The 20028-nt window shown below is 69.4% G+C and carries 18 protein-coding genes; 5 read left to right on the top strand and 13 right to left on the bottom strand.

Annotated features, from left to right (window positions below):
• Window positions 1-59: 59 nt before the first annotated feature.
• Genes C1I89_RS01355 through C1I89_RS01345 form a run of 3 tightly spaced genes read right to left on the bottom strand, consistent with a single transcriptional unit; the run spans window position 60 to window position 2705 of the window.
• Window positions 60-1163: a mandelate racemase/muconate lactonizing enzyme family protein gene (locus tag C1I89_RS01355; protein ID WP_102771018.1), complete on the bottom strand. Its 1104-nt coding sequence runs from the start codon at window positions 1161-1163 to the stop codon at window positions 60-62.
• A 34-nt stretch (window positions 1164-1197) separates the two neighbouring features.
• Window positions 1198-2091, bottom strand: a complete 894-nt coding sequence (locus tag C1I89_RS01350; RefSeq protein WP_102771017.1) for an EamA family transporter — start codon at window positions 2089-2091, stop codon at window positions 1198-1200.
• Entirely contained in the window at window positions 2088-2705 is a 618-nt protein-coding gene (locus C1I89_RS01345; RefSeq protein ID WP_102771016.1) for a nitroreductase family protein, read from the bottom strand. Before C1I89_RS01345 ends, C1I89_RS01350 begins: the two co-directional genes overlap by 4 nt.
• Window positions 2706-2808: 103 nt before the next feature.
• On the opposite strand from C1I89_RS01345, the gene C1I89_RS01340 reads away from it, so the two are divergent.
• The 5 genes from C1I89_RS01340 to pdxR all read left to right on the top strand — a co-directional run bounded on the left by C1I89_RS01340 (window position 2809) and on the right by pdxR (window position 8224).
• Window positions 2809-3699 (top strand): LysR family transcriptional regulator, encoded by an 891-nt coding sequence (locus tag C1I89_RS01340; protein ID WP_102771015.1) that lies wholly within the window; start codon window positions 2809-2811, stop codon window positions 3697-3699.
• Window positions 3700-3838: 139 nt separating this feature from the next.
• A complete protein-coding gene (gene tauA, locus C1I89_RS01335) occupies window positions 3839-4867 on the top strand; it encodes a taurine ABC transporter substrate-binding protein (RefSeq protein ID WP_102771014.1) in 1029 nt (342 codons plus the stop codon).
• Window positions 4868-4896: 29 nt separating this feature from the next.
• Complete coding sequence (locus C1I89_RS01330) at window positions 4897-5733, top strand: taurine ABC transporter ATP-binding protein (RefSeq protein WP_102771013.1); 837 nt, start codon at window positions 4897-4899, stop codon at window positions 5731-5733.
• Entirely contained in the window at window positions 5726-6544 is an 819-nt protein-coding gene (locus C1I89_RS01325; RefSeq protein ID WP_102771012.1) for an ABC transporter permease subunit, read from the top strand. The genes C1I89_RS01330 and C1I89_RS01325 overlap by 8 nt, the downstream gene beginning before the upstream one ends.
• A 108-nt stretch (window positions 6545-6652) precedes the next feature.
• Complete coding sequence (gene pdxR / locus C1I89_RS01320) at window positions 6653-8224, top strand: MocR-like pyridoxine biosynthesis transcription factor PdxR (protein ID WP_102771011.1); 1572 nt, start codon at window positions 6653-6655, stop codon at window positions 8222-8224.
• Here the strand turns inward: pdxR and C1I89_RS01315 are convergent.
• From C1I89_RS01315 to C1I89_RS01270, 10 genes are all read right to left on the bottom strand, one after another.
• A complete protein-coding gene (locus C1I89_RS01315; protein ID WP_102771010.1) occupies window positions 8204-9619 on the bottom strand; it encodes an NAD(P)/FAD-dependent oxidoreductase in 1416 nt (471 codons plus the stop codon). The genes pdxR and C1I89_RS01315 overlap by 21 nt on opposite strands.
• Window positions 9620-9669: 50 nt before the next feature.
• Entirely contained in the window at window positions 9670-10062 is a 393-nt protein-coding gene (locus tag C1I89_RS01310; protein ID WP_102771009.1) for a nuclear transport factor 2 family protein, read from the bottom strand.
• A 263-nt stretch (window positions 10063-10325) separates the two neighbouring features.
• Window positions 10326-11282 carry a CobW family GTP-binding protein gene (locus C1I89_RS01305; RefSeq protein ID WP_102771008.1) on the bottom strand — a complete coding sequence of 319 codons (957 nt, stop codon included), beginning with the start codon at window positions 11280-11282 and terminating at the stop codon, window positions 10326-10328.
• On the bottom strand, window positions 11282-12922 hold the full coding sequence (locus tag C1I89_RS01300) for an amidohydrolase (RefSeq protein ID WP_102771007.1): 1641 nt from the start codon (window positions 12920-12922) through the stop codon (window positions 11282-11284). Before C1I89_RS01300 ends, C1I89_RS01305 begins: the two co-directional genes overlap by 1 nt.
• Window positions 12923-12949: 27 nt before the next feature.
• Complete coding sequence (locus tag C1I89_RS35825) at window positions 12950-14257, bottom strand: dipeptide ABC transporter ATP-binding protein (RefSeq protein ID WP_102771006.1); 1308 nt, start codon at window positions 14255-14257, stop codon at window positions 12950-12952.
• Window positions 14254-15402, bottom strand: a complete 1149-nt coding sequence (locus tag C1I89_RS01290) for an ABC transporter ATP-binding protein (protein WP_102771005.1) — start codon at window positions 15400-15402, stop codon at window positions 14254-14256. The genes C1I89_RS35825 and C1I89_RS01290 overlap by 4 nt, the downstream gene beginning before the upstream one ends.
• Complete coding sequence (locus C1I89_RS01285; RefSeq protein ID WP_102771004.1) at window positions 15399-16304, bottom strand: ABC transporter permease; 906 nt, start codon at window positions 16302-16304, stop codon at window positions 15399-15401. The genes C1I89_RS01290 and C1I89_RS01285 overlap by 4 nt, the downstream gene beginning before the upstream one ends.
• Window positions 16301-17269, bottom strand: a complete 969-nt coding sequence (locus C1I89_RS01280; RefSeq protein ID WP_102771003.1) for an ABC transporter permease — start codon at window positions 17267-17269, stop codon at window positions 16301-16303. The genes C1I89_RS01285 and C1I89_RS01280 overlap by 4 nt, the downstream gene beginning before the upstream one ends.
• Window positions 17270-17279: 10 nt before the next feature.
• A complete protein-coding gene (locus tag C1I89_RS01275; protein ID WP_102771002.1) occupies window positions 17280-18857 on the bottom strand; it encodes an ABC transporter substrate-binding protein in 1578 nt (525 codons plus the stop codon).
• Window positions 18858-18993: 136 nt separating this feature from the next.
• Window positions 18994-19998, bottom strand: a complete 1005-nt coding sequence (locus C1I89_RS01270; RefSeq protein WP_102771001.1) for a bifunctional enoyl-CoA hydratase/phosphate acetyltransferase — start codon at window positions 19996-19998, stop codon at window positions 18994-18996.
• Window positions 19999-20028 lie beyond the last annotated feature (30 nt).

Genomic DNA, 20028 nt, shown 5'->3' with positions numbered 1-20028 from the left:
CATAGGCAAGAAAGAGAACCTCGAGCGCGCGCAACCCATCGGGCGGCCCCGGCCGCCAATCACCCATGCCGGCTGCGAGACCCCGTCAGCCGCTCGATCGCGGCCCAGTCCCACGCAATCCCCAGCCCCGGCTCCTGCGACGGCAGCGCGTGGCCGTCCTCGATCCGCAGGCGCGACTCGGTTATCAGGTCCAGCTGCGGGATGTATTCCAGCCAGCGGCTGTTGGGCACGGCGCAGCACAGCGCCACGTGGATTTCCATCAGGAAGTGCGGGCAGACCGGCACGTTGTAGGCTTCGGCCAGGTGCGCCACTTTCAGCCACGGCGTAATGCCGCCGATCCGTCCCACGTCCACCTGCACCACCGAGCACGCGCCGCTATGCAGATAGTCCTTGAACTGCGACAGGCTGTAGAGCGACTCGCCCACCGCGATGGGCAGGCGGGTGGACTCCGACAGGCGCCGATGCGCGTGCACGTCGTCGGCATGTATCGGTTCTTCCAGCCAGGCCAGGTCCAGCGCTTCGAAGGCGCGCGCCCGGCGTATCGCCTCGGGCAGCGAAAAGCCCTGGTTGGCGTCCACCATGATCTCCCAGCCCTCTCCCATCGCCTCGCGCACCGCCGCGATGCGCGCCACGTCCTCGGATACGTGAGGCCGCCCGACCTTGAGCTTGGCGCCGCGCAGGCCATCGGCCCGCGCCTGCTGGCAGCCCTCGACCAGGGCCTGCGCGGGCAGGTGCAGCCAGCCGCTCTCGGTGGTGTAGAGCGCGATGCGATCCTTGGCCCCGCCCGCCAGCCGGTGCAGCGGCAGCCCGGCGCGGCGCGCCCGCAAATCCCATAGCGCGGTGTCGATGGCGGCCAGCGCGATGGAAGTCAGCGCGCCCACCGTGGTCGCATGGACCCGGTACATCAGGTCCCGCCACAGGCCTTCGATGTCTTCGGCCTCGCGGCCGGGCAGCATGGGCGCCAGGTGTTCGTCCAGCAGGCGCGCCACCGCCGAGCCGCCCGTGCCGATGGTGTAGCTGTAGCCCACTCCCACCGCGCCGTCGCTGTCGGTGATGCGCACGATTGGGGTTTCCTGCCGTTCGAAACTCTGCACGGCGTCGGTGCGCACGGTCTTGGGCGGCAGGTCGACCAGGAAAATGTCTACGGACTCGATGCGGGCCATGGGGGATGCCTCCGTTCAGTGGACGGCATCGAGCTTAACGTCGTTCCGGCTGCTGCGCAGCCATCCCTCCAGTCTGGTTCCGGACGCCGGCGCGCTGGCCGAACCAGATGCTGCCGATGACGAGGGCCACGCCGATGCGCTGAACCGGGGTCAGCGTCTGGCCCAGGAACAGCCAACCGAGCAGCACCGCGGTGACCGGGCTGAGAAAGCCCAGCGAGGACACGACGGCCGATTCCAGCCGCGCGATGCCGCGGAACCAGAGCATATAGGTCAGGGCCGCGCCGATCAGCCCCAGCCATGCCAGTCCGATCAGGTTGCGTCCGGTCGGCAGCCCCATGGACGGATCGAACAGCAGCGCCGCCGGAACCAGCAGCAGGCCGCCCGCCGTCAATTGCCACGCGGTGAAGGTGAGCAGCGACACCGGCGGCCGCCACTTGCGGCTCAGCACCGTTCCGAACGCCATCGACACCGCCCCGGCCAGGCCGGCCGCGACGCCGACGGCATCGAGCGAGGCGCCCGGCGTCAGCACCAGCAGCGCCACGCCGAAGGCGCCGGCGATGGCCGCCACGACCGTTATCGCGCGCAGCGCGCTGCCCAGCAGAACAGCGGCAAGCAACACCACGATCAGCGGCTGGACCGCGCCCACGGTTGCGGCGACGCCGCCCGGAAGGCGGTACGCCGAGATGAACAGCATGCTCCAGAAGATGGAGAAATTGAGCGCGCCCAGGACGAAGATGCGCAGCCACCATATGCCGGCAGGCAGGCGCCGCACGACCAGGAGCAGCAGCAACCCGGCCGGCAGCGCGCGCAGCATGGCCACCGTCATCGGCGCAAAGCCGGGCAGGAATTCGGTCGTGACGATATACGTGGTGCCCCATATGGCGGGGGCCACGGCCGTCAGCAGCAGATCGGCGCCGCGCGTGCTCATGCGATCTCCAGCACCTCGGCCAATTGCCGGCGGGGTTTCTGCGGCCAGTTGCCGGCCGCGGCGCGGCCGACCGCGACCAGCATCGCCGGCACCTCCGCCGGCCCCAGGCCGAATTCGCGCGCCACGCCTTCGGCGTCGAATCCGACCATCGGCCCGGAGGCCAGGCCCAGCGCCCCGGCCGCGTAGATCAGCGTGGAGGCGCCGAAGGTGGCCGAGCGCAGGGCTTCGTCGCGCGCGGTCTGCGGGTCGGCGTATTGCGCGCGGGCGCCTTCCTGCCAGCGGGACGCCATGTCCGCCGGCATGAAGCCGGACGCCACGAAGCCGGCCAGCCGGTCCGCAATGGCGGCCGGCTCGGGAAGCACGCCGCAGATGATGAACGTGACGGCCGCGTCCGAGACCTTGGCCTGCCCTTGCGCCAGGCCGCGCAGCCGCGCCTTGCCTTCGGGCGTGCGCACCGCGATGAAACGCCAGTTCTGGAGGTTGTAGGCGGTGGGCGCGCGCGTGGCCAGACGCGCCAGTTCCTCGATTTCGGCGTCCGCCAGGGTGTGCGAGGCATCGAACCGATTGGCCGAGACGCGCTGCTCGATAAGGGAGATCGTGGGGTTCATCGTCATTCCGTTGTGACCGTGAAAGGCTTACGGAAAAATATACATAATTCACCCATTAAAGATAATATTCGATAATATAAATTCATTATTTACCGATAGAATATTATTCATGGACCGCCTGACCGCCTTGCAGGTATTCCGCCAGGTGGCGGAACGCAACAGCTTCGCCGAGGCCGGGCGCCGGCTCGGCCTCTCGCCCGCGGCCGTCAGCAAGAACATCGCCGAACTGGAAGCGCACGTGGGCGTGCGGCTCATCAACCGGACCACGCGGCGCATGGCCCTGACCGAAGAAGGCAGGATCTACCTGGAGCACGTGACGCGCGGGCTCGACGCGCTGGTCGAAGCGGACCAGGCCCTCTGCCCGGTCAAGGCGGCGCCCAGCGGCACGCTGCGCGTCAGCGCGCCCATGACCGTGACCCTGACGCGCCTGTCGGCCGCCATCCCCGGATTCCTGGCGCGCCATCCCGACCTCAGGCTCGACCTGCATCTGGACGACAGGCGGGTCGACCTCATCCGCGAGGGTTTCGACCTCGCCGTCCGCGGCAGCGACAAGCTCGAAGACTCCAGCCTGATCGCCAGAAAGCTGGCGGTCATGCCGCACGTGCTGTGCGCGGCGCCGTCCTATTTCAAGGCGCATGGAAAGCCGCAAGCGCCCGCCGACCTGAAGGCGCTGAACTGCATCCGGTTCAGCCTTTCGGGACATGCGGACGCATGGGAGTTCAGCAAGAACGGCCACACCGAAAGCATCGCGGTCAAAGGGCAATACTCCGTGTCATCCAGCCTGGCCGTGCGCGATGCGCTGCGCGGCGGGCTGGGCCTGAGCCTGATGCCTCGTCCTTACGTCGAAGACGATTTGAAAGCGGGACGGCTGCAGGCGGCGCTCGAAGACTGGGCCACGGTCGAAACCACGCTCTATGCGGTCTATCCGTCCAGACAGCATGTCGCCCCGAAGCTGCGCGCCTTTCTCGATTTCCTGGTCGAGCAATTCAGCCGGACCTGAACGCACCGTCTCTTTGGCACCTACTGATCTCCCCATCTGGTCCTAGCGTTCCGAATCCATCCGGGCAAACTGACATCAAACCGCAGCAACGCGGCGTAGCCGGACGCGCCGGAACGCGGTCTCACCCACGGAGATCACCATGAACGCGATATCCCGCCTCATCCGCCGCTGCACCCTGGCCGGCCTGGCCGCCGCGCTGCTGGCCGCTCCCGCATACGCCCAGACCAAGCTCGTGGTCGGATACCAGCTGATCGTCGGCCCGTTCCTGTCCGCCATCGCCGACGGCAGCTTCGACGCCGCGCTCAAGCAGGCGGGCTACCAGGTGGACTGGCGCCAGTTCACGTCCGGCGGCGACATCTCCACCGCGCTGGCCTCGGGCAACGTGCCGGTCGGCGTGCTGGGCTCGACCGGCATCACCGCGGCTTCCACGCGCGGCGTGGACATGGAGCTCTTCTGGGTGCTGGACAACATCGGCAAGTCCGAAGCGCTGGTGGCGCGCAACGGCTCCGGCATCAACGGCACGGCCGACCTGAAGGGCAAGCGCATCGCCACGCCGTTCGTCTCCACCTCGCACTTCCACCTGCTGGTGGGGCTGGAGCAGGTCTGGAAGATCAACCCGCGCGAGGTGCGCCTCTTGAACATGCAGCCGCCGCAGATCGTCGCCGCCTGGCAGCGCGGCGATATCGACGCCGCCTACGTCTGGCCGCCGGCGCTCACCGAGATCGCCAAGACCGGCAAGATCATTGCGGACTCGGAACAGATCGGCAAGGCCAGCGTGCCCACCTTCGACGGCATCGTGGCCGACCGGGCCTGGGCCGCCAAGCATCCCAAGTTCATGGCGGCGTTCACCGCCGTGCTGGCCAAGTCCTACGCCGACTATCGCGCCAACGGCGCCAAATGGACGGCCGATTCGCCGCAGGTCAAGGGCATGGTCAAGCTGATCGGCGGCAAGCCCGAAGACGTGGTCGAGGCGCTCAAGCTGCTGGTGTTTCCCACCGCGCAGGAGCAGGCTTCCAACGAGTGGCTGGGCGGCGGCAAGGAGTCGGGCGCGGCGCGCGCGTTCGCGGCCAGCGCCAAGTTCCTCAAAGACCAGAAGCAGATCGATCGCAGCCTGGACGACTACAGCGCCCACGTCAACGGCCAGTACGCCAAGGCGGCGGCCAAGTAGCCATCCCCGCCGTTCAACCAGGAGCCGGCATGACCCAGCCATCCCCCAGCGCCGCGCAGCGCCTGTGCGCGGAAAGCGTCAGCGTCACCTACCCCGGCCTGCACGACAGCGGCCCGGTGATCGCGCTGCAGAACGTCAACCTCACCATCCAGCCGGGCGAGTTCGTGGTCGCGCTGGGCGCCTCCGGCTGCGGCAAGACCACCCTGCTCAGCCTGCTGGCGGGGTTTCTTTCGCCGACCGAGGGCGAGATCACGCTGGGCGGCAAGCCCATCGTCGGCCCCGGCGCGGACCGCGGCGTGGTGTTCCAGAAGCACGCCCTGCTGCCCTGGCTGAACGTGCTGGAGAACACCGAGTTCGGCCTGATGCTGCAGGGCGTGGACAAGCAGACCCGCCGCGCGCGGGCGCGCCGCAACCTGGAACTGGTCGGGCTGCAGGACTTCCACCGCCACATGATCTACCAGCTGTCCGGCGGCATGCAGCAGCGCGTGGGCATCGCGCGCGCCCTGACCTGCGACCCCGCCATGCTGCTGATGGACGAGCCCATGGCGGCGCTGGACGCGCTGACGCGCGAAACCATCCAGGAGCTGCTGCTGGACATCTGGCGCCAGACCGGCAAGATGTTCTTTTTCATCACGCACAGCGTGGAAGAGGCGCTGTTCCTGGGCTCGCGGCTGATCGTCATGTCGCCGCGCCCGGGGCGGATCACGCACACCTTCACGCCGGACTTCAACCGACGCTACCTGGAGACCCGAGATGGCCGCAGCATCAAATCCAGTCCCGACTTCATCGACATGCGCGAGCAGGTCCTCGGCATCATCTATGGCGACGAGCGCGCCGTCGCCTCGTCGCCGGGCCTCCATGCCTAAGGGGCACAAACCCGCGGCGCCGGGCATGGTGTACGGCGCGCCGGGCGCGGGCTACAGCGGCCACATCAGCCTGCTGACCAGCCTGGCGCTGATCGCGCTGTGGTTCCTGGTGACGGCCTCCGGCTGGGTGCGGCCGCTGTTCCTGCCCTCGCCCCTGGCGGTCTACGACAAGTTCGTCTTCGCCATGACCGAAGGCGTGGCCAACTCCACCCTGGCCGAGCACGCGCTGGCCAGCCTGTCGCGGGTCTTCGGCGCCTTTTTCCTGGCCTGCGCCACCGCCATCCCGGTCGGCATCCTGATGGGCGTGAACCGCTACGCCCGCGGCATATTCGATCCGCCCATCGAGTTCTACCGCCCGCTGCCGCCGCTGGCCTACCTGCCGCTGATCATCATCTGGTTCGGCATCGGCGAATTCCCCAAGATCCTGCTGATCTACCTGGCCATTTTCGCGCCCATGGCGATCGCCGCGCGCGCCGGCGTGCGCTCGGTGTCCATCGAGCAGATCCACGCGGCCTACGCCATGGGCGGCTCGCGCGCGCAGATCGTCCGGCACGTGATCCTGAAGGCCGCCATGCCCGAAATCTTCACCGGCATGCGCATCGGCATCGGGGTGGGCTGGACCACGCTGGTCGCCGCCGAAATGGTGGCCGCCGATCGCGGCCTGGGCTTCATGGTGCTCAACGCCGCCCAGTTCCTGGCCAGCGACACGGTCATCATGGGCATCATCGTGATCGGGGTGTTCGCCTTCGCCTTCGACCTGCTGGTGCGCTACCTCGAAAAGTTCGCCATACCCTGGAAGGGACGGGTCTGATCGCCGCCCGGGCAATCCCTCATTCCTTCGCCAACCCCGCTCCTCTATTCTCAGTGGCAGCCCCGGGACGCAGCGCCGTCCCCGCGGTCCACCCAAGGGGGAGCCCTCATGTCCAGCCAGGCCTCGATGCTCAAGCCCGTGTTGTGGGAGCGCCTGTTCGAACGCGAAAGCGCGCCCAACCTCAGCCTGCAAGGCTGCGTGCGCCAGATGCTGGTGTCCGCCATCCTCAGCGGCCACCTGCCGCCCGGCACGCCGGTGCCATCCAGCCGCCATCTCGCCGACCAGTTGCGGATCGCGCGCAACACCGTCGTCTTCGCCTACCAGCAGCTGGTCAGCGAAGGCTACCTCGTCTCGCGCGAGCGCAGCGGCCATTTCGTCAGCGAGACCGTCATGCAGGGGCATTCCGGCCCCGCCTCCGATCCCGCGCCGCCGGCCGGCGGCGCGCCCGCCGTGCGCTGGAACGAACGGCTGCGCTTCCGCCCCTCGCGCCAGCGCAACATCAGCAAGCCGCGCGACTGGCAGAAGCAGCCCTACCCTTTCGTCTACGCGCAATTCGACCAGGACCTGTTCCCCACCGCCGAATGGCGCGAATGCTGCATCAAGGCCCTGTCGGTCCTGGACATCCGCAGTTGGGCGCCCGACCTCATCACCCATGACGACCCGGCGCTGATCGAGCAGATCCGCACCCAGGTGCTGCCGCGCCGCGGCGTATGGGCCGACGCCGAGGAAATCGTCATCACCGTGGGCGCGCAGCACGCGCTCTACCTGCTGGCCGACCTGCTGGTCAACGAGGACACGGTGGTCGGCATGGAAGATCCCGGCTACCCCGACGCCCGCAACATCTTCGCCAGCCACACGCGCCACCTGCTGCCCATGCCGGTGGACGAACAGGGCCTGCGCACCGGCACGCACCTGCTGGGCTGCGACTACCTGTTCGTCACGCCCGGCCACCAGTGCCCCACCACGGTCACGCTCGCGCCCGAACGCCGGCAGGCCCTGCTGGCGCTGGCGCGCCAGGCCGACAGCCTGATCATCGAGGACGACTTCGAAAGCGAGACCCGCTGGGGCGAAGGCGCCATCCCGGCGCTCAAGAGCCTGGACCGCGACGGCCGCGTGATCTACGTGGGCAGCCTGGCCAAGTCCTTCGCGCCCGGCCTGCGCATCGGCTATATCGTGGCCCCGCGCGAACTCACGGCCGAGCTGCGCGCGCTGCGCCGGCTGATGCTGCGCCACCCGTCGGCCTATATCCAGCGGGCGTTCTCGCTGTTCATCTCGCTGGGCCATCACCACGCGCTGCTGCGCCGGCAGTCCCAGGCCTACCAGAAGCGCGGCCAGGAGCTGGCGCGCGCGCTGGCGCAGCACCTGCCCGACTTCAAGGCCATCCCCATCACCGGATCGTCCTCGTGCTGGCTGCAAGGCCCGCCCTGGCTGGACGCCGCCGAGCTGTCCGAGGCGGCACTGGCCGAGGGCGTGGTGGTCGAGCCGGGCGACGTGTTCTTCATGGACGGCGCCAGCGCGCCGCGCAACTTCCTGCGCGTGGGGTTCACGTCCATCCGCCCGGAACACATCGAGCCGGGCATCGCCAGGCTGGCCAGGGTGGTGGCCCGCTACCGCGCGCAGGCCGAAAGCCGGCAGCCGGCCGGCCCGGCCCTCAGCGCCCTAGAGCAGTTCGTCTCGTAAGTAGTACCACCGGTACAGCAGCCCCTGGCCCAGCCGCCGGAACGGCGCGAACGGATGTCCCGGCAAGGGGGTGTCGTAGATGGGCAGGTTCCAGGCCTGGTCGTCATGGCCCATCATGCGCTGCGCCAGCCGCCGGCCGGCCTGCGCCGAGAACGCCACGCCATTGCCGCCATAGCCGAACGCGTAATACACCGGCTGGGCCGGATCGGGCTGCGTGACCCGCGGCATCATGTCGTGGCTGACGTCCACCCAGCCCCACCACGAATACGCCACCTCTATCCCTTTGAGCGCGGGAAACTTGCGCGCCAGCCCCTCGCGCAGCAAGGCCAGGTGGCGGGGATGCTGCGCATCCGCGCCGCGCAGCGCGCTGCGGCTGCCTATCTGCATGCGGCCGTCCGGCAGCAGGCGGTAATAGAAGCGCAGCGTGCGCGTGTCGGTGATGAACACCGTGCTCTTCAGGCCGGCGGCCTCGCGCTCGGCGGGCGACAACACGCGCGTGACCAGCGAATTCGACAGCACCGGCATGATGCGGTTGTCCAGCAGCCGGTTGACGCCCTGCGCGGTATAGCCGCCGGTGGCGAACGCCACCCGCCGCGCGCGCACCACGCCGCCCGGCGTCTGCAGCCGCACCCGGCCGTTTTCCGCGCGCCAGCCCAGCACCGGGCTGCCCGGATGAACGCGCACGCCCAGCGCGCGCGCCTGCCGCAGATAGCCGTAGGCGAGCTTGAGCGGATGCACGCCCACGCCGTCGGGCTCGTGCATGGCGCCCACCGCCTCGTGGTCGTCGATGTAGCGCTCGCGCAGTTCCGCCTTGCCCAGCATCTTCGTGTCGTAGCCGAACACTTCGCGCATCACGCGCGCCTCGTTCTGCAGGAACGCCATTTTCTTCTGGCGGTGCGCGGTGTACAGGTGCCCGCCCGGCTGCGCGTCGCAATCGACCTGCGCGACCAGGCTCTTCCAGTACTCGAAGCCGTCGCGGATCTCGGCGTCCAGGCGCTTGGCGGTGTCCAGGCCCCAGCGCGCGATCCACTGCGAGCGGTACAGCCGGCCCGAGGCGTTCTGGCCCTGGCCGCCGTTGCGGCTGGTGCAGCCCCAGACCACGCGGTTGGCCTCCAGCACCACCGCCTTGACGCCGAAGTCGCGCGCCAGCGTCAGCGCCGCGGACAGGCCCGTGAAGCCCGAACCGACGATGACCACGTCGGCCTCCATATCGCCGTCGACCGGCCCGTCGTCGGCGGGCGGCTCGCCCGCCGTCGCGACCCAGTAGGTGGGCGCGTAGTCCTGCCCGCGCCCCGGCGGCGAGACCAGCGGATCGTAGGCCGGGTTATAGGCGTTGATGGCCGCGCCGCCCGGGCGGGCCGGACCTGCGGATTCGAAGGACATTTGGGTATCCATGCTGCGGCTTCCGGTTGTTGGATGCATGGCTGACGGATGCGAGCCGACGGTCAGGAACGCGCCGGCAGGGCCGGCCGCTGCTTGCGGAACGCGTTCTTCACGCGGATCTTGCCGTCCTGGAAGGTGAAGACGTCGACCATGTCCGCCTCCACCCGCGACCCGTCGGCCGCGGTGCCGGTGAAGGTCGATTCGGACACGCCGCGATCCCCCGCGACCCAGTGCCTGCCGTTGCGCCATTGCGCGTCGGGAAAGGCGGCCCAGGCCGCGGCGAAGGCGGCGCGCACCGCCTCGCGCCCCGAATGCCGCGTGCCCCACTGCTCGGGCCCGCCCACGGTTTCGAACACGCAGTCCTCGCTCATGAAGGACATCAGGGCGTCGATATCGTGGCGGTTCCAGGCAGCCGCGAAGTCGGCCAGCATTTCCTCGGTGACGGTGTTGTGCATTGCGAACCTCCGGTATGCGCCGGCGCACGGCGCGCCAGTGCTCATGAGCCACGGTAAGTGAGCGCCGGGACAGGGTCTAGAACCAGAAACGGGAAATCGCTTGCACCAGAATCTGGGGCGGACCGATGGGTTTCGCGCGCGCTATAACCGAATGCTTGCGCAAGGAATCTCGCGCTGCACCCATCCGACGTTGCCGGGTCGTAGGATGGGTGCAGCGCGCGATCCCTTATGCAAGAACTCAAATATCGAACGCGCGAAACCCATCACCCCCCCACAACCGCCGCCGCCAGCCACGCCGCCAACGCGTCCCGGTCGAGCGCCCCGCGCAGCCCTATCATCACCAGCCCCTGCGGCGGCGCCTCTGTCGGCGGACTCGCCCGCGTGTCGTAGCGCACCCGGCGCCCCGCCAGCTGCACCAGCACCAGTCCGTGCCGGTCCGTGCGCACCCAGCCCTTGGCGCGCAGCAGCTGGCGCGGCGTCTGCCTGAGCCGTTCGGCCAGCCGGTCGGCGTTCAGCAAGGCCGGCGCGGGCCACAGCCAGCTTTCGAACGGATGCGCCGGGTCCTCGTGATGGTGCGCCGGATGGCTGCAGCCCGGGCCCGCGCAGGCATGGCCCTCCACCGGCGCGGCGGCGCTTTCGCCCAGCAGATAGCGCAGGTCCACGCGTCCTTCGCAGGCCTCGATGAGCGGGGCGCCGCCCGTCATGCGGTCCAGCCAGGCGCGCAGCGCCTCGCGTTCCTGCGGCGGCGCCAGGTCGGTCTTGTTCAGCACCAGCAGGTCGGCGGCGCGCAGCTGGCGTTCCAGCGTGTCCGCCAGCAGCGGATCGGCGGCCAGCGTCCGCACGTGGGCGGCGTCGGCCACCACCACCACGCTTTCGAGCTGCAGCATCGGATCGCTCATGCCGACCTGGGCGATGCGGGCCGGGTCGGACACGCCGCTGGCCTCGATCACGATCCATTCGGGCAAGGGGTCCAGCGCCAGCACGCGCGCCAGCGCGTCGTCCAGCCCGCCGGCCATCGAACAGCAGACGCAGCCGTTGGCCAGCCGGATGACCTCGTCGGCGCGCTGGGCGATCAGGCCCGCGTCGATGTCGACCGGGCCGAAGTCATTGACCAGCACCGCCGCGCGCCGGCGGCTGTCGGCCAGCACGTGGTTGAGCAGCGTGGTCTTGCCCGCGCCCAGGAAGCCGCCCACCACCGTGAGCGCGATGCGCGCGGCCATCAGCCCTCCTGCAAGGCCAGCGGCACCCCGCCAATGACGGTGCCGGCCACCTTCAGGTCCTTCAGGCCGTCGGCCGGCACGCTCAGCGGATCGTCCTCCAGCACGCAGAAATCGGCGTACTTGCCGACTTCGATCGAACCGACCAGATGATCCAGGTGCAGGGTGTAGGCCGCGCCCAGCGTCACCGCATGCAGCGCCGCGTCCACGCCGATGCGTTCGGATTCGCCCAGCACCCGGCCGGAGGCGGTCTGCCGGTTGACGGCGCACCACGCGGTGAACAGCGGCCCCAGCGGCGTGATCGGCGCGTCCGAGTGGATCGCGAACGGCACGCCGGCGCGCGCCGCGGTGGCGCAGGCGTCCATGCGGTTGGCGCGGTCCGGGCCCATGGTCAGCGCGTAGTGGGCGTCGCCCCAGTAGTAGATGTGATTGGCGAAGAGGTTGGCGCACATGCCCAGGCTGGCCATGCGCCGGAACTGCGCGGCGTCGGCCATCTGGCAGTGCTGCAGCGTGTGGCGGTGGTCGCGCCGCGGATTGCGGCGTAGCGCCCGGTCCACCGCCTCGATGGCCAGCTGCGTGGCCTCGTCGCCGTTGGTATGGATGTGCAGCTGCGCGCCGGCGTCGTGATAGGTCTGCACCAGCGCGTCCAGTTCCGCCGGCGCGGTGACCCAGATGCCATTGGGCGCGCCGTTGTAATAGCCCGGCCAGCGCACCCGCGCGGTAAAGCCCTGGATCGAGCCGTCCACCACCAGCTTGACCATGCCGAAATGCAGCTTGTCGTGGTTCTGCGCGCGCGCCCGCTCCAGCCGGGCCAGGCAGCCCGCCGGATCGCCGGCGTAGGTCAGGGCCGAGGCCGCCGGCACGATGCGGACCGGATAGTCCGGCTCCGCGGTCACGCGCGCCAGTGCGGCGGCGCCCTCCTCGGTCAGCTCGTTGACCAGGTCGGTGGCGGTGGTCACGCCGGCCCATTTCGCCACCTGGCCGAACATGCGCAGCCCCTCTTCCGACACGCCCAGCGTGCGAAACGGGCTGCCGATCAGGCGCATGACCGGGAACATGGCAGCGAATTCGCACAGCTCGCCGCTGGGCTGGCCGTCGTCCATGCGGGTGATGCCTTCGATGTCGGTGTCGCGGTCGATGCCGGCGCGCGCCAGCATGGGCGTGTTGACGTTCATCAGGTGCATGCTGGCGTGCATGACCACGACCGGCCGTTGCGCCGAAACGGCGTCCAGGTCGCGCACGTCCATGCGCCGGCCTTCGAAGAAGATGGGATCGAAGCCCCAGCCGATCAGCGTGGCGTCCGGGGCCAGCGCGCGCTCGGCCTCGCGCAGCCGCGCGGCGACCGCCTCGAAGCTCTTGAGCCCTTCCCACAGCCGGCCGTCGGGCCCGCGCCGGTCATAGAAGCCGACGTAGACGAACTTCCACATGCCGCCTTCGGGCAGGTGGCAATGGCCTTCCACCAGCCCCGGCATGAGCACCTGGCCGGCATAGCGCTCGTCCAGCCGGGCCGGCCCCCAGCCGGCCAGCGACTCCTTGGTGCCCACCCCGAGGATGCGGCCGTCGCGCACGGCGACGTGGGTGGCGCGCGGCTGCGCCGGGTTCATCGTCAGGATGCTGCGTGCGGCATAGATCGTGGTGTTCATCCGGCTCTCTCCTCTGGCTATCCGGGGTCAGCCCTGCAGCGGCGAAGTCAGCACGCCGTTGCGGGTTTCGACGAAATGGCAGGCCACGCGGTGGCCCGGCGCGACCTCGCGCAGCGCCGGCTCCTGCGCGGCGCACATGGGCTGGGCGGCCGGGCAGCGCCCGGCAAAGCGGCAGCCCGGCGGCGGGTCCACCGGGCTGGGCGGGTCGCCGGCCAGCCGCACGCGGCGCGCGGCCAGCTCGCGTCCGCCCTTGACGGTAGGCACCGCCGACATCAGGGCCACGCTGTAGGGATGCAGCGGGCGCGAGAAGAACGCTTCGCGCGTGGTCTGTTCGATGATCTTGCCCAGGTACATGACCGCGATGTCGTCGCAGATGTGCTCGACCACCGCCATGTCGTGGGAAATGAACAGAAAGGACTGGCCCTGCTCGCGCTGGATGCGACGCAGCAGGTTCAGGATCTGCGCGCGGATGGCGATGTCCAGCGCCGACACGGGTTCGTCGCAGACGATCAGGTCGGGCGCGCTGGCCAGCGCCCGCGCCACGTTNACCGCCGACATCAGGGCCACGCTGTAGGGATGCAGCGGGCGCGAGAAGAACGCTTCGCGCGTGGTCTGTTCGATGATCTTGCCCAGGTACATGACCGCGATGTCGTCGCAGATGTGCTCGACCACCGCCATGTCGTGGGAAATGAACAGAAAGGACTGGCCCTGCTCGCGCTGGATGCGACGCAGCAGGTTCAGGATCTGCGCGCGGATGGCGATGTCCAGCGCCGACACGGGTTCGTCGCAGACGATCAGGTCGGGCGCGCTGGCCAGCGCCCGCGCCACGTTCAGGCGCTGGCGCTGGCCGCCCGAGAACTGGTGCGGAAACAGCTGGCGCTGCTCGGGCCGCAGGCCGACCAGCTCGAACATGCGGGCCACGCGCGCCTCACGCCCGCCGGGCGGATCGATGCCCATCAGGTCCAGCGGCGAACGCACGATGTCGCCCGCGCGCTGGCGCGGATTGAGCGAGGAATACGGGTCCTGGAACACCAGCTGCAGGCGCCGCCGCATGCGCCGCAGGGCCTGGCCGCGCAAGGCCGTCAGGTCGGCGCCGTCGAAGTGGATGGAACCGGCGGTCGGGTCGGCCAGCCGCAGCACCGAGAGCGCCGTGGTGGTCTTGCCCGAGCCCGACTCGCCCACGATCGCCAGCGTGCGGCCGCGCGCCAGGTCGAACGACACGCCGTCCACGGCCTTGACCACCGCGGGCCTGCCGTCGCGGCCGCGCCCGCCGATGGGAAAATGCACCGCCAGGTCGCGCACGGACAGCAAGGCGGGAGCGTGCGGCGTCGTCATGGCGCTGCCTCCGGATAGAGCCAACAGGCCACCTCGTGGGCGGCGCCCACCTGGGTGAGCGGCGGAAAGGCCTCGGCGCAGCGCGCCATCGCCTGGCTGCAGCGGTCGCGGAACGGACAGCCCGCGCCGCGCTCCCAGACCGAGGGCACCACGCCGGGAATCTCCGGCAGGTCGGGCCGGATGTCGGTAGGCTGGCGGTCCAGTTCGGGCAGGCAGGCGATCAGCCCGCGGGTGTAGGGATGGCGCGGCTCGGCCAGGATTTNACAGCCCGCGCCGCGCTCCCAGACCGAGGGCACCACGCCGGGAATCTCCGGCAGGTCGGGCCGGATGTCGGTAGGCTGGCGGTCCAGTTCGGGCAGGCAGGCGATCAGCCCGCGGGTGTAGGGATGGCGCGGCTCGGCCAGGATTTCGCGCACGCCGCCCTGCTCCACCACGCGCCCGCCGTACATCACGACCACGCGGTCGGCCATTTCCGAGACCGCGCCCATGTCGTGCGTGATCAGCAGCACGGCGGTGCCGCGGCGCGCCTGCTGCTCGCGCAGCAGGTCGAAGATCTGGGCCTGCACCGTCACGTCCAGCGCAGTGGTGGGCTCGTCGGCGATCAGCACGTCCGGGTCGCAGGCCAGCGCGATGGCGATCATGACGCGCTGGCGCATGCCGCCGGACATCTGGTGGGGATAGTCGTCCACGCGCCGCTCGGGCAACGGAATGCCGACGGACTTCAGCATCTCGATGGCGCGCTCGCGCGCCTGGGCCTTGCTCAGACCCTGGTGCAGGCGCAGCGGCTCGGCGATCTGGTCGCCCACGGTGTAGACCGGGTTGAGCGCCGTCATGGGTTCCTGGAAGATCATCGAGATCTTGTTGCCGCGCACCTCGCGCATGGCCGCTTCGTCGTGCGCGGCCAGGTCGGCGCCGCGCAGGCGCACGCTGCCCGCGCCGATCCGGCCCAGCGGCGGGATCAGCCGCATGATGGCCAGCGCCGTCATGCTCTTGCCGCAGCCCGACTCGCCCACCAGGCACAGCGTTTCGCCGGCGCGCATGTCGAAGCTCACCGCGCTCAGCACCTCGGCCACGCGCGAGCGCGTGCGGAATTCCAGGCTCAGGCCGTCGACTTCGAGCACCGGGGTCTGGTCGGCGGCCGTCATGCGCGCCCCCGCGAGTTGGGGTTGAGCGCGTCGTTCAGCCCGTCGCCGATCAGGCTCACGGCCAGTACGGTCAGGAAAATGGCGGCGCCGGGCAGCGTCACGGCCCACCACGCGGTCAGGATGTAGGGCCGGTTGCTGCCTATCATGAGGCCCCAGCTCATCACGTTCGGATCGCCCAGGCCCAGGAAAGACAGCCCGGCCTCGAACAGGATCGCCGTGCCGATGGCCAGCGTGGCCGACACGATCAGCGGCGCCAGCGCGTTGGGCAGGATCACCTTCCAGATGATGCGCGCGTCCGACGCGCCGATGACCCTCTCGGCCAGCACGTACTCGCGGCGCTTGAGCCGCAGGAACTCGCCGCGCGCCAGCCGCGCCGTGCCGGTCCAGCTGACCACGCCGATGGCCACCGCGATGGTGGCCAGCGATGGCGAAAACAGCGTCACCAGCACCATCGCGAACAGCAAGGTGGGCAGCACCTGGAAGAACTCGGTGATGCGCATCAGGATCTCGTCGATCCAGCCGCCGTAATAGCCGGCAAGCGCGCCCACCGTCAGGCCGATCGCCATGGACAGCACGGCGGCCACCAGGCCCACCAGCAAGGTGGCGCGCCCGCCGTAGACCATGCCGGTCAGCACGTCGCGTCCCAGGTAGTCGGTGCCCAAGAGCGCGTCCTCGCCCGGCGGGGTCATGGGCGCCCAGGCGATCTCGAAAGGATCGGCCTGCATGACCATCGGCCCGAAGATCGTCACGCCCAGGATGGCGGCCAGCAGCAGCGCGCCGGCCACCGCCGAGGGATTGCGCGCGAACACGCGCAGCGCTTCGTAGGAAGGCCGGGCCGGCGGGCGGGCCGCCGCCGTGTCGGCGGGCGCGATAACAGGCATGGCGGAGGGAGCTTGGCTCATGTCGTCTTGATCCGGGGATCGATCAGGCGGTAGGCCAGATCGGTAAGCTGGTTCATCACCACCACCAGGAGCGATGCGAACAGCAGAATGCCCAGCAGCGTGGGATAGTCGCGCCTGAGCACGGAATCGAATGCCAGCCGCCCCAGCCCGGGCCAGTTGAAGACCGTCTCGACCAGGATGGCGCCAGCCAGCACGTTGCCGAACTGCAGGCCCAGCATGGTCACCACCGGCAGCACGCCGTTGCGCAGTGCGTGCTTGTACAGCACCGAGCGCTCGGGCAGGCCCTTGGCGCGCGCGGTGCGGATGTAGTCGGCCGCCAGCGCCTCCATGACGCTGGCGCGCGCCAGCCGGCTGTACTGCGCCAGGTACACGAAGGCCAGCGTGAAGGCCGGCAGCACCAGGTGGTGCAGCACGTCCAGCACGCCCGCCCAGCCCTCCTGCGGGCCGCCCGCCGAGCGCATGTCCGACACCGGAAACAGCGGCAGCACCGAGGCGAACAGCAGGATCAGGATGATGCCGGTCCAGAACACCGGCGCCGAATAGCCCACCACCGACAGCAGCGTGATGCCCTGCGACAGCGGCCCGTTGGGCTTGCGCGCGGCCAGCGTGCCCAGCAGCGTGCCGACCAGGAAGGCGCTGAGCACCGAGGTCACCACCAGCAGCAGCGTGGCCGGCACCCGCTCCCAGATCAGCTGCGCCACCGGCACGTTGAAGAAGTACGAATAGCCGAGGTCGCCGCGCAGCACCTGCGACAGGTAGATGCCCAGCTGCGCCAGGAACGGCTTGTCCAGCCCGTACTGGGCGCGCAGCTGCGCGCTCAGTTCGGCGCTGATGCCGCCCATCGAGCCGGCGATGGTCTCGACCGGATCGCCCGGCGCGATGTGGATGAGCAGGAAATTCAGCGTCACCACCGCCAGCAGCAGCACCAGGGCATAGGCGAGACGGCGCACGAGATAGCGCATCATGGCCGCGCTCCTACTGCAGATAGGTGTCGTCCATGGGGGACATGACGCCCCAGATTCCGTTGGGCAAGGCGTGCACCTTCTTGGAAGCCAGGGTGTGGTACGGGACGACCGTCAGGAACTCGATGGGCAGGTCCTCGGTGACGATGCGCTGGAATTCGGCGTACAGCGCGCGGCGCTTGTCCACGTCGGTCTCGGTGCCGGCCTGCTCCAGCAGCGCGTCGACCTTGGGATTGGCGTAGGACTGCGTATTGGTCCAGATGATGTCGCGGATATTGGTGGACAGGTAGGTCCGGTGCACGCCGATCACCGGGTCGCCCCAGTTGAAGACAATGTCGTTGGTGAGGTCGAAATCGTGGCTGGACACGCGCTTGGCCCAGGTCGCGAAGTCGGGCGAGGCGCGCACCTGGATGGCGATGCCCACTTTCTTGAGCTGGCTGCGCAGGTACTCCGCCACGTTCTTGCCCTGCACGTCCGAGCCCGGTATGGAGTCCACCGTGAGCGTCAGGCGCACGCCGTTGGCGTCCTTCTTGAGGCCGGCCGCCTCCAGCAGTTCTTCGGACTTCTTCAGGTCCAGCGGATACTTCTTGACGTCCGGGGACGCAAACGGGCTGGTGGCGACGATGGGGCCGTCGGCGGCCTTGGCGAAACCGCCATTGAGCGCCTTGGTGATGAAGCGCTTGTCGATCGCGTAGGCGATGGCCTGGCGCACGCGCACGTCGTCCAGCGGCTTGCGCGCCGTGTTGAAGGCCAGCCAGCTGAGCGCGCCTATGCCTTCATAGCCCTGGTTGGTCATGGTGAGCGCCGCGTTGTCCTTGGCGCGCCGCAGAATGGTCGGCTCGGTCATGTAGGGCAAGACGTTGATGTCGCCGCGCTCCAGCCCGATCAGCAGATTGGTGGCGTCCGGGTTGAACTTCATGACGATGCGGTCCAGGTAGGGCTTGCCCGGCAGGAAGAACTTGTCGAACTTCTCCAGCACGATTTCCTGGCCCGGCTTGAATTCCTTGAATACAAACGGCCCCGAGCCGACCACATTGGCCGAATTGCGCGGATGCGTCTTGAGGTCCTGGCCGTCGCCATAGATGTGCTTGGGCAGCACCGGCATGAGGGCCGGCGACAGCGCCAGCAGGATCGCCGGGTGCGGCTTGCTCATGCGCAGCACCACGGTATAGGGGTCGGGCGTGTCGACGGCCTCGACCGGCGCGAACATGGTCTGGAACGGGTGGTTCTTCTTGACCGCCATGATGGAGAACGCCACGTCTTCCGAGGTGACCGGCTTGCCGTCATGGAACAGCGCGTCCTTGCGCAGGTGCATCGTCAGCGACTTGCCGTCCTCGGCCAGCTCCCAGGTTTGCGCCAGATAGGGTTGCGGCTTCCAGTCGGCGTCGTAGCGCAGCAGGCTGGCGAACAGCTGGGTGCTGGGCAGCGCGGTCGCGGTGCCGGACTGCACCGCGCCGTTCAGGTGCCGCGGCACCTGCGTCGAGCCGATGACCAGCGTGCCTCCGGATTTGGGCGCATCGGCCGCCGCGGCGGTTCCGGCCAGCGCCAGCGCGGCCAGTATGGTGGTCAGGTAGTGTCTTGCGCTGCGCATGTCGAACCCCTTTATGTTCCGGCTTATGAACCATGCATCGGATGATGGTCTTGGGGGGTAGCGTAGCCAGCATGCGGGTCCGGGCTTAGTACCAAACCGCCGGACTTGTTGGAACCAGCGCGCCCCGCCCCGGTGCTCACGAGGCGGCCAGCGCGCGCGCGTACAGCACGGCCACCGCGCAGCTGTTGACGCGGGCCGGCATGGAGTCGGAACGGCTGGTCAGCAGCACGGGCACGCGCGTGCCCAGCACCAGCCCCGCGGTGCCCGCCCCGGCCAGCCAGGTGAGTTCCTTGTAAAGCATGTTGCCGGCCTCGATGTCCGGCACCAGCAGGATGTCGGCGTCCCCGGCCACGGCCGACACGATGCCTTTCTGTTCGGCCGCGGCGCGCGAGATCGCGTTGTCGAAGGCCAGCGGGCCGTCGACCTCGGCGCCGCGGATCTGCTGGCGGTCGGCCATTTTCGACAGGGCCGCCGCGTCCAGCGTGGCGGGCATGGACGGGTTGACCGATTCGGTGGCGCACAGCACCGCCAGCTTGGGACGCGCCACGCCCAGCGCGCGCGCCAGCTCGATGGCGTTCTGGGCGATATCGGCCTTTTCCTGCAGCGTGGGCGCGATGTTGACCGCCGCATCGGTCAGGATGAACAGCTTGGGATAGGCCGCCACCGCCATCACGAAGGCGTGGCTAATGCGCCGGGCGCCGCGCAGCCCGGCCTCGCGCGCCACCACGGCCGACATGAAATGATCCGTGTGCAGGCTGCCCTTCATCAGCATGCGCACGGCCCCATCGCGCGCNTCGCGCGCCACCACGGCCGACATGAAATGATCCGTGTGCAGGCTGCCCTTCATCAGCATGCGCACGGCCCCATCGCGCGCCAGGGCGGCGGCCGCGCCGGCCGCCAGCCTTTCGTCGTCCGGCGTGTCCACCACCTCCAGCGCGTCCTCGGCCAGCCCGGTCTCGGCCATCAGCGCGCGCAGCCGCGCCGCCGGACCCACCAGCACCGGTTCGATGAAACCGGCCTCGCGCGCCTGCACCGCGGCGCCCAGGCTGGTGGGGCACAGCGGATAGGCCACCGCCGTGCGCAGGCGTCCGGCCTCGAGCGCGGCGCGGCGCAGCGGCTCGAACATTCGATCGCTTTCCATTCTGTGTGCTCCTGCCAGCGGGCCGGGCGC

The organism is Achromobacter pulmonis (assembly GCF_002885955.2).
Classification (GTDB): domain Bacteria; phylum Pseudomonadota; class Gammaproteobacteria; order Burkholderiales; family Burkholderiaceae_B; genus Achromobacter; species Achromobacter pulmonis_A.
This window is presented reverse-complemented; position numbering and strand designations above follow the sequence as displayed.